This window comes from Sinomonas terrae, assembly GCF_022539255.1.
GTDB classification, from domain to species: domain Bacteria; phylum Actinomycetota; class Actinomycetes; order Actinomycetales; family Micrococcaceae; genus Sinomonas; species Sinomonas terrae.
The window spans coordinates 950927-963983 of the sequence record NZ_JAKZBV010000001.1 but is presented as its reverse complement, the minus strand read 5'-3'; the positions used below and the strand labels follow the sequence as shown (position 1 = coordinate 963983).

Here is a 13057-nt window from a genome sequence, read left to right as displayed (position 1 = left end):
TGGTACCTTCGGCAATCTGGGGCTCAACATCAGCCATAGCTGTGCTCCTGATACTTCTCGGAATAGTCGAAGAATCGCTCCCCAGCGCGACGATCCAGTACCAGTGGACTACGGCGGAATTATTATGTCAAGCGATTTGATAAATTGCTCAGACCTCTGCCCAGAAGGCTCACGATCCGAGCAGAAGAGTCAGGCCAAGTACACCTGCCGGCCGCTCAATTCCCGCGGAACGAGCCGCACGAACCGGTCCCGAATGCCGCCGGCCCACGGCTCCTCGACGGCAAGCCCGAAGAGCTCGGTGAGAAGATCGGAGTCCTCGACGGCGCTCGCCGTGCCCGAGACCAGCACCGACCAGCCGGCCTGCGCGTCGGGCCGGGCCGAGTCGATTTCGAAGGCCGCACCCTCCTGCGGGAGGGCCGACGCGATCACGCCCTCGGCCGATGTACGGAAGTAGACGCTGCCCCGATGGACGGCGTAATGCACCGGGAAGACCTGGATCCGCCCTCCGTGAGTGAACGCGAACCGTCCGATGCCCGACGACCCGAGCAAGGCCCAGCATTTCTCCTCGTCGAGCTCGAAGTCCTCGTGCCGGACCCCGGGTCCGTAGTCCCCAACCGTGGGCATGTCCGCCTCCTCACGCGTCACGCCTCAGCCTGCCACGAGTGAGGCGGCGAGCGGAAGGACCTTGGTCCCTTCCGCTCGCCGCCTCAAGCAATACCAGCGCTGCGCCGAGTGAACTAGCGGGTCAACCCGCCACGCGCACCCACGCGGTCGCCTCGCCCGGGAGCTTGCCGCCCTCGACGTCGGCGCTCGCGATGAGCACCTCGCCCTCGGGCAGCACCACGGGGGCCGTCCCGAAGTTGGCCACGACGTGCCAGCCGCCCGGCCGCACGAAGTGCAGCACGTCGTCGTCCGCGGAATCCTGCCAGCCGAGCGCCTCGGCTGCCTGCAGCTCGTGTCGGAGCTTGAGAGCCCGGCGGTAGAACGAGAGGGTCGAGCCGGCGTCGGCCGCTTGGACGCTCGCCGCATAGTCCGCGAACCACGCGGGCTGCGGGAGGTGCGAGCCGTTCGAGCCGAAGCCGAACGAGGAACCCTCGGCTGGTGCAGCCTCCCACGGCAGGGGAACGCGGCAGCCGTCGCGGCCCACCTCGACGCCCTTGTTCCGGAAGAAGGTGGGGTCCTGACGGTCCTCGTCCGGGATCTGGCCGACTTCCTGAAGGCCGAGTTCCTCGCCCTGGTACAGGTAGGCCGAGCCCGGGAGCGCGAGCATGAGCAGCGTGGCCGCCTTTGCGCGCCGCAGGCCCCGCTCGGCGTCGACCTGAGCAGGGTCGCCGCCCTCGAGCAGCCAGTCCTTGCCGTCGGCCCCCGATCCTTCCTCGCGGCCGCTGCCCTTCGGAAGGCCGTAGCGGGTCGCGTGGCGGACCACGTCATGGTTGGAGAAGACCCACGTCGAGGAGGCACCCGTCGCCGCGGCCTCCGCGAGGTTCTTGCTGATGATCGTGCGGAACTGCGAGGCGTCGAAGTCGGCCTTGAGCAGGTCGAAGTTGAAGGCCTGGCCGAGGCCCTCCGGGGACGCATAGCGCGCGCGGCGATCGGCGTGCACCCACGCCTCGGCGACGGCGGTCCGCGGAGGGTTGTACTCGTTGAACACCTTGCGCCACTCGGCGTAGATGGAATGCACCTCGTCGCGGTCCCAGAGCGGGTGCTCGCCCTTGCTGAAGAGATCGGCGCGGTGGAGCAGCTCGAGGCTCGGAAGCTCCGCATCCATGTCCTTCTTGAGGGCATGCGCCACGTCGACCCGGAACCCGTCCGCCCCGCGGTCCGACCAGAACCGGAGGGTCTTGAGGAAGTCCTCGTGGACCTCGGGGTTGTCCCAGTCGAGGTCGGGCTGCTCCTTCGCGAACAGGTGGAGGTACCACTGGCCGGGCGTCCCGTCGGGTTCGGTCACGCGCTCCCAGGCGCTTCCGCCGAACATCGAGGTCCATTCATTCGGCGGCAGTTCGCCGTTCTCGCCGAGGCCTTCCCGGAAGATGTAGCGGCCGCGGGCGGCGGAACCCCTCGGGGAGGCAAGCGCCTCCTTGAACCACTCGTGACGGTTCGATGTGTGGTTCGGGACGATGTCGACGATCACCTTGATGCCCGCCGCGTGGAGCGCGGCCGCCATCTCGTCGAAGTCCTCGAGGGTGCCGAGGCGGGGGTCGACGTTGCGGTAGTCGTCGACGTCGTAACCGCCGTCAGCGAGCGCCGACGGGTAGAACGGGCTCAGCCAGACGGCGTCGACCCCCAGATCCTTGAGGTACTGGACCTTCGAGGTGATGCCCTTGAGGTCGCCGAGGCCGTCGCCATTCGAGTCGGCGAAGCTGCGGGGGTAGATCTGATAGACGGTCGCCTGCCGCCACCAGTGGGCGTCTTGGGCGGGATCGCGGACGATGTCGGCGCGGTTGGACACCGTGTCTCCTTGAGGTGAGGACGAGGATGGAAAGAATAATTTAGACTCTAAATATAGGTCGCGTCACCATTATTGTGATCCGGAGTGGAGGTGGTCAAGACGGCACGTCGGGCAGCAGTGAACGGTCAGGTCGGGCCGCACGTCGTGCGCTTTGTCACGGCCCGCACCGTGCTCACCGTCCTACGCGGCGGCGGCCCCTACACAGTCACCGAACTCGTCGAGCTGGCCGGCCTCACGCGTGCGACCGTGATCGCCGTCTGCGAGGACCTCGTGCGCCGCGGCTGGGCGGAGGAGCAGGACCCCGAGCGCGCCGGCCCGCAGCGCGGCCGCCCCCCGCGGACGTTCGGCTTCCGGGCTGACGCAGGCGTCGTCGTCGGCCTCGACATCGGCGCCCACAAGACGACGGCGCTCGTCGCCGATCTGCGGGGCGAGATCCTCGCGACCGCTTCCGGAGGGCTCCCCCGCGGAACTGAGACGGGCGAGGCGCGCCTCGACGTCGTGAGCGCTGTGGCCCTCGCGGCACTCCAGGACGCCGGCCGCCGGCCGCGGGACGTCCTCTCCGTCGGCGCCGGCGTCGCGGCCCCGGTGGACCGCAACGGGCACGTCGCGGAGGGCTCGGGGTTCTGGGAGATGTTCGACGTCGGGCTCGCGGCTGCACTGTTCGACCGCCACGGGTGGCACGTGCTGCTGGAGAACGACGCGAACCTCGCCGCCCTCGCCGAGCAATGGCGCGGCGCGGCGCAGGGCCTTGACGACGTCGCCGTCCTCCTCGCCGGAGAGCGGCTCGGCGGCGGGATCATCGAGTCCGGGCGCCTTCTGCGGGGGCGGAACGGCGCCGCGGGAGAGCTCGCGTTCCTCCGGCTCGTCGACGGCGCGGTGGGACCTCACGGCATCGCCCAGCTTGCGCGCGAGTGGGGTGCCGACGCAGCGGCACAGCCCAAGGGGTTGGCCGGCCTGAACCCAGCCGAGGTCACCGCCGAGGCGGTCTTCGCAGCGGCCGACGACGGCGATCCGGCCGCGGCGGCCGTCCTCCGGCGCCTCGAGGACCGGATGGCGCGTGTCGTCGCGGTGCTCAGTACGCTCCTGAACCCCGAACTCGTGGTGCTGGGCGGGGCGATCGCGCCGGCCGCCGCGAGGCTCCTGCCGGGGATTCGCGCCGCGCTCCCCGAGCTGACCGAGACGCCCGCCGAGATCGAGGTCTCAGGCCTCGGTGGGGAGGCCGTCGCGCTCGGCGCAGTCAGGCGCGCGCTCGACGACGTGGCCGAGCGTTCCCTCGAGATCGCACTGCCAGGATAGCCCGGCGCGGGCAGTCAGCCCAGCGCCTTGCGGAGCCGCGCGATGAGCGGTTGCGTCAGGCGATGGGCGACGACGGCGAGCACCACCGAGATCGGCAGCGCGATCCACCCGACTTCGAGCCAGTCGGAATGGTTCAGAACCCCGAGGATGCAGAGCACCGGGTAGTGCCAGAGGTAGATCTCGTAGCTGACGCGGCCGACCGAGGCGAGCGGTCGCGCCGAGAGGACCTCGTGAAGGAGCCTCTGGGGACCTCGCATGATGCCCAGGACGAGCAGCAGCGCGCCCACGTCCGCAGTCAGGACGTCCAGGGTCGAGAACGGTGCGAAGGAGGAGCGCAGCACGCTGAGCGCGAGGAAGCCGAGGCCGGCCAGCCCGACCCATCGCCCCACCGAGAACTCCCGGCGCTGAAGCACAAGGGCGAGGACGCAGCCCGCCATGAGCCCACACGCACGCAGGATGAAGGAGACTTCGGCGGACTGGGCCTCGGCGATGAACGCGGCGACGGCGAGTCCCGCCGCCGCGACCGCAGCGACTGCGACGGCCCAGGGCCGTCGTCCGCGCAGAAGCAGCAGGAGGGCGGGAGGCCAGAGGAAGTAGAACCACTCCTCCACCCCGAGCGACCACGTGTGCTCATAGGGCGAGAGCATGGTCGAGCCGGACTCGGCACCCACCGGCATGAGATAGAACAACGAGAGCCCCGAGCCGCTGAGGGCGGTCTTCACCCCCATCGTCACAGCGATGGGCACGAAGACGACCGCGAGCATGAGCAGGAGCGGCGGGTAGAGGCGGACCAGGCGCCGGGTGTAGAAGCGGCGGAACGAAACGGTGCCGGTCGCCTTCCGCTCCTGCACGAGCAGCGTGGTGATGAGGAAGCCCGAGAGCACGAAGAAGACGTCGACGCCGCCCGCCCCGCCGAAGTGGGCGGGCATGACGGCGTGGTAGACCGCAACCAACGCAATGGCAAGGGCGCGCAGCCCGTCGAGTGCCGGAACGTAGCCGAGGCGGGGGGCGCGCACACCTTGGGCAGAGGACTGGGCGGGTAACGTTTGAGTAACGGTCATCAATGCCCAGTCTAGCGGGAACGGACGATGCAGCGAGAACGGCCGGTCTAGGAGAACGCCCGGTCTAGGAGAACGCCCGGTCTAGCGCGAGATCGCAGCGTCCAGCGCGCGGCCCAACGCCTGCGCGCCCGCTTCGGACGGGTGGATCCCGTCGAGGGACATCCCCGCCGCGTACTGCTCGCCTTCGCGAACGCCCGCGGGCGCGTCGACCCATTCCCACTGATGCGCGAGCACGAACGCCTTGAGCGAGGCATTGAACGCGGCCGTCTCCGCTTGGGCCGAGTTGCGCGGCGGGATCGCAGAGACGACGACGCGCGGCGCCCCCACGGTCTCGACGATGCGCTCGATGTTGGACGCCGTGACGGCGAACGGAACCCCTTGGGCGAGATCATTCGTGCCCGCGATGATGACGAGGACATCGGCCTTGACGGGCTCGACGTTGGCGGCCATCCGCGCCGTCGTCGCGCCGCCTGCAGCCCAGCCGCCGGCGAAGAGGTAGAGCGGGGAACGGGCGTAGGTCACCCACGAGAGGCTCCCGGTAAGGCCAACACTGAAGTTTGGGCTGTTGCCTTGGGTGATCGAGTCCCCGACGGCGGCGAACCTGACGACCTTGGGTTCGGAGGAGGGCCATGCCGGCCCGGCGTCGTCCGGCACGCTTCGGACGGCGGCCACCGCGACCACGACGCACGCAAGGATGACGAGGGCCGCCCACGCCATGAGCCTTCCGCGGCCGAATCCGCTGGTCTCCTGCGGCATGTGCCCCCTGCCAGTCGAGCACCCTGGTGAGCGCCCAGAATACTCCCGAAACACGACAAAGGCCCCGGTCTCCCGGGGCCTTGAGCCGTAGCGGTGGGGAGGCTCGATCTCCCGACCTCACGATTATGAGTCGTGCGCTCTAACCAACTGAGCTACACCGCCAGAGAGCCCCCCACGGGAATCGATCCCGTGACCTCCATCTTACCAAGATGGCGCTCTACCACTGAGCTAGGGGGGCAACAGACAGATACTTTACCGGAGCCGTGAGCCGCCGACAAATCGAAAGCGGCCCGGACCGGTGGCGCTCAAAGAGCGCAGCTCCGCCGCTTCAGGCAGGCGCGAGAGAGGCCGAGCAGATACGACGAGGTCCGGCTGCACCCCCCAGCAGGCTGCAGCCGGACCTCGGTCGCGGAAGCGCGGGACTCCGCGCTTCCGCTGCCCACCCCCGACTATCTTGACACGATGAGACGTGTCTTGTCATCAGCTGTGACCAGAAGTGACAAACTAGTCAACTAAACGAGAGTAAGGACTCGGCAGGCTAGCCGCGGCTCCCGCCGAAGCGACGGGCACCGCCCGAGCCCCCGCTGCGGCCGCTGAAGCCGCCGCGGCTAGCGAAGCCCTCACGGCCTCCACGGTCACCGCGGTCGCGCCGGTCACCCCAGTCGTCCCGGCGCTCGCGGGCGTAGCCCCCGCGCCCACCGCGGGAGCCCCAGTCGCCGTCGCGCGGGCCGCGGTCGCGATCCCGACCGCCCCGGAAGCCCCGGTCGTCGTTGTCGCGTGCCGGGCGGCCACCCTTGTCGAGCTCGAGCCGGATGAGCTCACCGCCGATGCGCGTCTTCGAGAGAGCCCGCCACTGATCGCTCGAGAGCTCCGCGGGGAGCTCGACGAGCGAGAAGTCGGAACGGATGTCGATCCCGCCGATCTGGCTCGAGTGGAAACCGCCCTCGTTCGCGAGTGCACCGACGATTGAGCCGGGCTGCACCCGCTGGCGGCGGCCCACAGCGATGCGATAGGTCGCGCTGCCCTCGGAGGAGCCGCGCGGTCCGCGACCCTGGCCACGACCGCCGTCGCGCCCGTCCCGATCCCGCCCGCGCTTGGCGAACTCCGGGACACTCGGCAGTTCCTCCACGAAGAACGGGGCGTCACCCTGGACCATCACCGCGAGCGCTGCAGCGATCTCCGCTGCGGGCACGTTGTGCTCGGTCTCGTAGGAGGAGACGAGGTCGCGGAACAGCGAGACGTCCTCGGACTCGAGCGTCTCCGTGATCTGGTCGGCGAACTTGCTCATGCGCAGCGAGTTGACCGTCTCCGCCGTCGGCAGCGACATCTGCTCGACGGGCTGGTGCGTGGCCTTCTCGATCGCGCGGAGGAGGTACTTCTCGCGCGGAGTCATGAACAGGATCGCGTCGCCCTTGCGGCCGGCGCGGCCCGTGCGGCCGATTCGGTGCACGTAGCTCTCGGTGTCGTGCGGGATGTCGTAGTTGACGACGTGGCTGATGCGCTCCACGTCGAGACCGCGCGCCGCGACGTCGGTCGCCACGAGGATGTCGATCTTGCCCTCGCGGAGCGCCTCGACGGTGCGCTCGCGCTGGGCCTGGGCGATGTCGCCGTTGATCGCGGCAGCCTGGAAGCCGCGCGCCTTGAGCTTGTCAGCAAGGTCCTCGGTGGCCATCTTCGTCCGCACGAACGCGATGACGCCGTCGAAGTCCTCGACCTCGAGGATGCGGGTGAGCGCATCCAGCTTGTGCGAGCCCACAACCTGCACGTACCGCTGGCGGATGTTCTGCCCGGTCGTGGTCTTGGACTTGACCGTGACCTCTTCCGGGTTGCTGAGGTACTGCTTCGACATGCGGCGGATCTGCGACGGCATGGTCGCCGAGAACAGCGCCACCTGCCGCCCCTCCGGCGTCTCCTGGAAGATGCGCTCGACGTCGTCCGCGAAGCCCATCCGGAGCATCTCGTCGGCCTCGTCGAGCACGAGGTACTGGAGCTCGGAGAGGTCCAGCGAGCCCTTCTCGAGGTGGTCGATCACGCGGCCGGGCGTGCCGACGACGACCTGCGCGCCCCGGCGGAGGCCGGCGAGCTGGGGACCGTAGGCGGAACCGCCGTAGACCGGGAGGACCGTGAAGTCCTCGAGGTGCTTCGCGTAGGACGTGAAGGCCTCTGCGACCTGGAGCGCGAGCTCGCGGGTCGGCGCGAGGACAAGCGCCTGGGTGGAGCGGGAGGGGCCGTTCTGGTCGTGGAGCTCGGCGAGGCGCGAGAGCGCCGGCACGGCGAACGCCGCGGTCTTGCCCGTGCCCGTCTGGGCGAGGCCGACGACGTCGCGCCCCTCGAGCAGGAGCGGGATGGTCGCCGCCTGGATGGGCGAAGGCTTCTCGTAGCCGACCTCGGTCAGAGCCGTGAGAATGCGCTCGTCAATGCCGAGGTCGGTAAAGAGCACCCCGCGCTCCTCGCCGCTCTGCGGCTCGGGGGTAGTGGTGGTCTCGGGGGTAGGGGTCTCGGTAGCCTCTTCTTCGGTGGAGAAGGGGACGTCGAGAGTTTCAGACATAGAGGTGTCCTCCGGTAGGGGAGCCTGAATGTTGGCTCGTCGGTCAATGCCGAAGCCCGGCGCTGTCTCAATCCCGTGGCAGGACTTCTCGCTGCACTCGGCGCCACACGCGCACCAACAGCGTTTTCTTCAGCCGGCTCCCCTATGAAACTGCCCGCCTCGCGGGCCCCAACACGCACTACTCCTGCCTCAAGAATTGGGCAGGAAGAGGGAATACCGGCGCAGTGGGGGATACATCTATCCTACAGGACGTACGACGCCGGCCCTGCCGCCGTCGTACGTCAGCGCCCGTGAGCTTGGGCACAGGGACGGTAGTTCCTCGCAGCCTTCCGGTCTCGCGGCACGACCGTCCCTCGAAGTCACGACCGTCCCTCGAAGACATGACCGTCCCGCATGCCGAACCGTTATGCCGGTCAGGGACGGTCGTGCCGCTCAGGGACGGTCACGGCAGCAACCGGTCGGGGACGGTTATGCCGGTTAGGGACGGTCGTGCTGCTCAGGGACGGTCACGGCAGCAACGGTCAAGCCGGGAAGGGACGGCCATGCCGCCCGGGGACGGGCGTTTGTGCCAGGAACGGCTAGGCCTCGCGGCCCAGCGCCCGGTCGATGTAGGGCCGGATCTCGGCGGCGAGACGGATCGCCCCCTCGGCCTCGGCGTCGAGGAGGGCTTCGGCCCGCTCAGGCGTCGGGTCCGCGAGCCACTCCCCCACGCGCACGCCGTGGTCGGGGACGTGTTCGACGCCGAACTGCTCCCCCGCCTCGACGTCACCCGGCGTGATGACCCTCAGGTAGGCGCCGGACAGCCCCGACTCCTTGAAGCGCTTGACCCAACCGTCCTGACCGATGCGCCGGGCGAATGTTGCACATGGGAAGCGCGGCATCGTGACTTCGAGGAGCGTGCCACCCGGGAAGCGCCACCGCTCGCCGATGACGGCGTTGCTCGCCGTGAGGCCGTCCACGCGGAAGTTCTCGCCCAGGTAGCCCGGCGGAATCTCACGGCCGAGGGCGCTGGCCCAGAGCCCGGCGTCATCCTCGGAGTACGCGTAGACCGCCTTGTTCTCGCCGCCGTGGTTCGCGCGATCGGCCTGGATGTCTCCGTGGAGGCCGAGCCTACGGATGCGGACTGGCCCCTCGACGGGCCGCTTGTCGATCGCCGTCACGCCGACGGGCCCCGAATCTGGCAGGAGCTGCCGGACGCGGCAGACGGCGACGAGGCGTGCGGACTTCATGGGGCACAGAATAGCCGAGACCAAGCGCTGAGCAGCCGAACGCCCTCAGGGATCGAAGCGGTATCCGATGCCGGCCTCGGTCTTGAGATGCCGCGGATTCGAGGGGTCCCGCTCGAGCTTGCGGCGCAGCTGTGCCATATAGACGCGGAGGTACTGCGCCTCCTTGGCATACGCCGGCCCCCACACCTGGGTGAGAAGCTCCCGCTGGGTCACGAGCGTGCCTGGCTGCCGCACGAGGAGGGCAAGAATGCTCCACTCCGTCGGCGTGAGCCGCACATCCTTGCCCTCGCGTTCAACACGGCGGGCGGCAAGGTCAACGCTGAAGTCCGCGGTCTGGACGCGCGGAACCTCGGGCCGGACGGCGCTGCGGCGGGCTGCGGCCCGGAGCCGGGCGAGCAGTTCCTCGAGGCCGAACGGCTTCGTGACGTAGTCGTCGGCGCCAGCGTCGAGCGCCTCGACCTTGTCCTCGGCCGCGTGCCGCGCAGAGAGCACGATGATGGGCACGCTCGTCCACTCGCGCAGGCGGCGGATGACGTCCACGCCGTCCATCCCCGGCAGCCCCAGGTCGAGGACAACGATGTCCGGAGGCGTCGACGCCGCGGCCTCGAGGGCGGCCTCGCCCGAGGGTGCCGTCAACGCCTCGTAGCCGTGGACCCGAAGGTTGATCTGGAGGGCGCGCGCGATCTGCGCTTCGTCCTCGACGACCAGCACGCGGGTCACGCCACGCCCCCTCTCGCGGCCGGGGCCGAGCCGCCCAGCGTCGCGCCGCGGATGACGGCGCGTGACGACCCATCGTCGTCGTGCGCGGCGAGCGGAAGGATGACGCGCATGGTCAGCCCCCCACCGGCCGTCTGCCCGGCCGAAATGCGCCCGCCCATCGCCTCGGCGAACCCCTTCGCAACGGCGAGGCCGAGACCGATCCCGGCACCGTGCCGACTCGCGTCGCCGACGCGCTGGAACGGATTGAACACGGCCATGAGCTGCTCGGGTGGGATGCCTCCGCCGTGGTCGACGACGCGCAACTCCCCCATCGCGCGCCCCGACGGGTCCGCTTCGCCCGGGCCGGCCTCGAGCTCGAGCGGCAGGCCAGGGGCGTACTTGAGGGCGTTCTCGACGAGGTTCGCCACGACGCGCTCGAGCAGAACGGGATCCGCCTCCACCGGCGGGCAGCCGGGCGAGACCCTGTCCTCGACGACCGCATCCTTCGGCCATGGCGGAAGGACCTCGCGCCAGCGGACCGGCCGCAGGAGCGGGGTCACGCTGTCCGCCGAAATGCGGGACATGTCGAGCAGGTTCCCCACAAGCGCGGAGAGCCTGTCCGTGTAGTCCTCGATGGTCTCGAGGAGCTCCGCCTGCTCCTCGCGGGTGAAGTCGACGTCGGGCTGGCGCAGGCTGCTCACGCTCAGCTTGATGCCGGAAAGGGGCGTGCGCAGGTCATGCGAGACAGCACGGAGGATCGAGGTCCGGATGATGTTGCCCTCCTCGAGGCGCCGGTTCGCCTCGCGGCTCGAGGCCAGCTGGCGCCCCTGCCGGATCGCGACGAGGTAGGCACCGAAGGCCTCCATCATGCGCCGCTCGGCAGGTTCGAGGGCCCGTCCGCCCGCGAGGAGCGCGTAGTGCTCGTCGGCGACGACGAGATCGTCCGCCGCTGCAGGCGTCACGGGAGGCGCCTCGCCCGCGCTTGCGACGACCTCCCAGCCGGGGCTCACCGCGCGCGGCGTGCCGGGCTCGCGCCGTTCGAGAAGGGTCACAGCCCGCAGTCCCAGAGCGGACCGAACACGCTCGAGGAAGTCCTGCACCCTGCCGCCCGAACCGAGGATCCCCCGCGCGAGCTCCGCCATCGCCCGCGCGTCCGCCTGCGCACGTGTGGCCTGCTCGAACCGCCGAGTGGCCGCGCCGACCGCGAGGCCGACGGCGCACGCAACCATGAGGAAGATGAGGAGCTCGCCCACGACTTGCGGGTCCGCGATCTGGAAGCTCCCGACCGGAGCAACCGAGAAGTAGTTGAGCAGCAGAGAGCCCGCAACGGCGGCCAGCGCGGCCGGCCAGAGGCCGCCGACGACGGCGACAGCGACCGCGGCGGCGAGCTGCAGGAGCATCGTCATCGCGATGTTGTGGTAGCCGATGGCAAGGACCGTCACCTCCACCACGGCTGGCAGGACGACCGCGAGGGCGAGGCCCCACAGCGTCCGACGGCGGTCCAGCACACCCAGCTCAGCGAGCCCGAGGCGATGCTCGCGGGCAGGCAGGAGCGGGACGCGCTGGGGCATGTCACCCATGTTTTCACACGCCGCAACCGAGAGGACCGCTCCGCGTCATGCACGCCCGGATAGCTGCTCTCCCCTAGGCGGAGGCGCAGAGCGCGGCCTCTTCACCATTCGGAAGGACCACGGGATGCCCGTACGCTCGCTCGATGCCTTGTTCTCGGCCCTGGAAGGAGCCCTCGAGGCCGGCGACGAAGGCGCATTGCTCGCGCTCTACCTCCCGACGTCCGTGATCCGCCACAATCTCGGTTCCAACAGCTTCGACTGCACCTCGGAGGAGGCCGCGACCGACCGAGCCCGGCTCGGCATCCCGATCCGCGCCCACCTACGGCGTCTCGATGTCGACGGCGACTCAGCACATGGCGAGCTGGTCTGGGCCATCGAGGGAGTGACCTCCGACGGAACAGGCCTCGCCCTCCACGGCACGGCGACGCTGACCTGCACCGAGGTCGCCTCGGCCTGGTACATCGCGTCCGAGACGGTGACGTGCACTCAGGCCGCGGGACTCAGTTGCGCGTCACCGAGCCCATCAGCGAGGCGATAGGCCGCAGGAACAGCGGCCGTGCGAGGAACCATGCCGCCACAATGACGACCACGGCGGCGGCGAAGAAGCCGAACCCGAGCCAGCTCTCGCCGTCGTTCGCTGCGAACATGTGATTGAGGTTCCGGAGAACACCCGTGGTGAACACAAGCGTGACGTGCACGATCACGAACGCAATGAAGTAGATCGCGACAGGGAAGTGCACGCGGCGAGCGAGCTCGATCGGATACGCCTTGTTGAGGCGGGGCGCCTTCGCGGGCCACGCCCCCGACATCCGCAGCCCCGTGAGGATCGCCAGGGGCGCCGCGATGAAGCTCGTGATGAAGTAGAAGAGCAGCTGGAGGGCGTTGTAGTTCGTCCACCCATTCTCGAGAGGCCAGTTGAGCGACGCGTACTGGATCGCGACTGAGACCGCGTGCGGGAAGACGTCCCAGCTTGTCGGGACCACCCTCTTCCACTGGCCCGTCGAGAACAGCAGGATCCAGTAGATGAGCCCGTTGAGCACCCACAATGCGTCGAGCGTGAGGTGGAACCACAGGTCGAGGCTGATCTTCTTGGGCTGGCCCTTGGTCTTGATGAGGCCCTTGTTGTTCCGCTTCCAGTAGCCCTGAGGCCGGGTCGTGTAGCGGACCTGCAGGCCCGAGCGCACGATCAGCACGATGAAGAACATGTTGAGGAAGTGGCTCCAGTTGAGCCACACGGGCAGCCCGACGGGCGTGCCGGCAGGCTGGGAGGCGTAGCCCGGGTACGTCGCGATGAACGAGGAGACGGCCTCCGTGCTGCGGAGCCACTTGGCGAGGAGGACGAGGATCCCCAGGACGACGACGGCGCCGACGGCGATCACAGCGGGCTTGAACCAGGCCGCCTTGGTCCAGGCGGGAGCAGTCGACGGCGACGTCGGCATCGTGGGGAG

General features: G+C 69.3%; 11 protein-coding genes and 2 tRNA genes. 2 read left to right on the top strand and 11 right to left on the bottom strand.

What is annotated here, in order from left to right; genetic code table 11:
* Positions 1-189: 189 nt before the first annotated feature.
* Together L0M17_RS04460 and L0M17_RS04455 are read right to left on the bottom strand one after the other, a co-directional pair.
* Positions 190-624: a pyridoxamine 5'-phosphate oxidase family protein gene (locus L0M17_RS04460; RefSeq protein ID WP_241051759.1), complete on the bottom strand. Its 435-nt coding sequence runs from the start codon at positions 622-624 to the stop codon at positions 190-192.
* 121 nt (positions 625-745) lie between these two features.
* On the bottom strand, positions 746-2449 hold the full coding sequence (locus tag L0M17_RS04455; protein ID WP_241051757.1) for a glycoside hydrolase family 13 protein: 1704 nt from the start codon (positions 2447-2449) through the stop codon (positions 746-748).
* Between the two features lie 84 nt (positions 2450-2533).
* Between L0M17_RS04455 and L0M17_RS04450 the strand changes: the two genes are divergently transcribed.
* On the top strand, positions 2534-3745 hold the full coding sequence (locus tag L0M17_RS04450; protein ID WP_241051726.1) for an ROK family protein: 1212 nt from the start codon (positions 2534-2536) through the stop codon (positions 3743-3745).
* A gap of 14 nt (positions 3746-3759) precedes the next feature.
* Here the strand turns inward: L0M17_RS04450 and L0M17_RS04445 are convergent, their stop codons facing one another.
* The 8 genes from L0M17_RS04445 to L0M17_RS04410 all read right to left on the bottom strand — a co-directional run bounded on the left by L0M17_RS04445 (position 3760) and on the right by L0M17_RS04410 (position 11609).
* Positions 3760-4806 carry an acyltransferase family protein gene (locus L0M17_RS04445; RefSeq protein WP_241051724.1) on the bottom strand — a complete coding sequence of 349 codons (1047 nt, stop codon included), beginning with the start codon at positions 4804-4806 and terminating at the stop codon, positions 3760-3762.
* 81 nt (positions 4807-4887) lie between these two features.
* Positions 4888-5562 carry an SGNH/GDSL hydrolase family protein gene (locus L0M17_RS04440; RefSeq protein WP_241051722.1) on the bottom strand — a complete coding sequence of 225 codons (675 nt, stop codon included), beginning with the start codon at positions 5560-5562 and terminating at the stop codon, positions 4888-4890.
* 88 nt (positions 5563-5650) lie between these two features.
* Positions 5651-5724 (bottom strand) — tRNA-Met (locus tag L0M17_RS04435).
* A 4-nt stretch (positions 5725-5728) separates the two neighbouring features.
* Positions 5729-5800, bottom strand: a tRNA-Thr gene (locus tag L0M17_RS04430).
* 300 nt (positions 5801-6100) lie between these two features.
* Positions 6101-8110, bottom strand: a complete 2010-nt coding sequence (locus L0M17_RS04425; RefSeq protein ID WP_241051715.1) for a DEAD/DEAH box helicase — start codon at positions 8108-8110, stop codon at positions 6101-6103.
* 578 nt (positions 8111-8688) lie between these two features.
* Complete coding sequence (locus tag L0M17_RS04420; RefSeq protein ID WP_241051707.1) at positions 8689-9339, bottom strand: MOSC domain-containing protein; 651 nt, start codon at positions 9337-9339, stop codon at positions 8689-8691.
* Positions 9340-9384: 45 nt separating this feature from the next.
* On the bottom strand, positions 9385-10059 hold the full coding sequence (locus tag L0M17_RS04415) for a response regulator (RefSeq protein WP_241051700.1): 675 nt from the start codon (positions 10057-10059) through the stop codon (positions 9385-9387).
* Positions 10056-11609, bottom strand: a complete 1554-nt coding sequence (locus L0M17_RS04410) for a sensor histidine kinase (RefSeq protein ID WP_241051673.1) — start codon at positions 11607-11609, stop codon at positions 10056-10058. Before L0M17_RS04410 ends, L0M17_RS04415 begins: the two co-directional genes overlap by 4 nt.
* Positions 11610-11733: 124 nt before the next feature.
* On the opposite strand from L0M17_RS04410, the gene L0M17_RS04405 reads away from it, so the two are divergent.
* Positions 11734-12147: a hypothetical protein gene (locus L0M17_RS04405; RefSeq protein WP_241051664.1), complete on the top strand. Its 414-nt coding sequence runs from the start codon at positions 11734-11736 to the stop codon at positions 12145-12147.
* Here the strand turns inward: L0M17_RS04405 and L0M17_RS04400 are convergent.
* Complete coding sequence (locus L0M17_RS04400; RefSeq protein WP_241051653.1) at positions 12110-13048, bottom strand: cytochrome b/b6 domain-containing protein; 939 nt, start codon at positions 13046-13048, stop codon at positions 12110-12112. The two genes, L0M17_RS04405 and L0M17_RS04400, sit on opposite strands and share 38 nt — an antisense overlap.
* Between the last annotated feature and the right edge of the window lie 9 nt (positions 13049-13057).

Bases quoted from the DNA above. Each gene is read 5' to 3' on its own strand.
- L0M17_RS04410 (WP_241051673.1), bottom strand. From the start codon at position 11,609: ATGCCCCAGCGCGTCCCGCTCCTGCCTGCCCGCGAGCATCGCCTCGGG.
- L0M17_RS04445 (WP_241051724.1), bottom strand. From the start codon at position 4,806: ATGACCGTTACTCAAACGTTACCCGCCCAGTCCTCTGCCCAAGGTGTG.
- L0M17_RS04440 (WP_241051722.1), bottom strand. From the start codon at position 5,562: ATGCCGCAGGAGACCAGCGGATTCGGCCGCGGAAGGCTCATGGCGTGG.
- L0M17_RS04425 (WP_241051715.1), bottom strand. From the start codon at position 8,110: ATGTCTGAAACTCTCGACGTCCCCTTCTCCACCGAAGAAGAGGCTACC.
- L0M17_RS04400 (WP_241051653.1), bottom strand. From the start codon at position 13,048: ATGCCGACGTCGCCGTCGACTGCTCCCGCCTGGACCAAGGCGGCCTGG.
- L0M17_RS04405 (WP_241051664.1), top strand. From the start codon at position 11,734: ATGCCCGTACGCTCGCTCGATGCCTTGTTCTCGGCCCTGGAAGGAGCC.
- L0M17_RS04460 (WP_241051759.1), bottom strand. From the start codon at position 624: ATGCCCACGGTTGGGGACTACGGACCCGGGGTCCGGCACGAGGACTTC.
- L0M17_RS04420 (WP_241051707.1), bottom strand. From the start codon at position 9,339: ATGAAGTCCGCACGCCTCGTCGCCGTCTGCCGCGTCCGGCAGCTCCTG.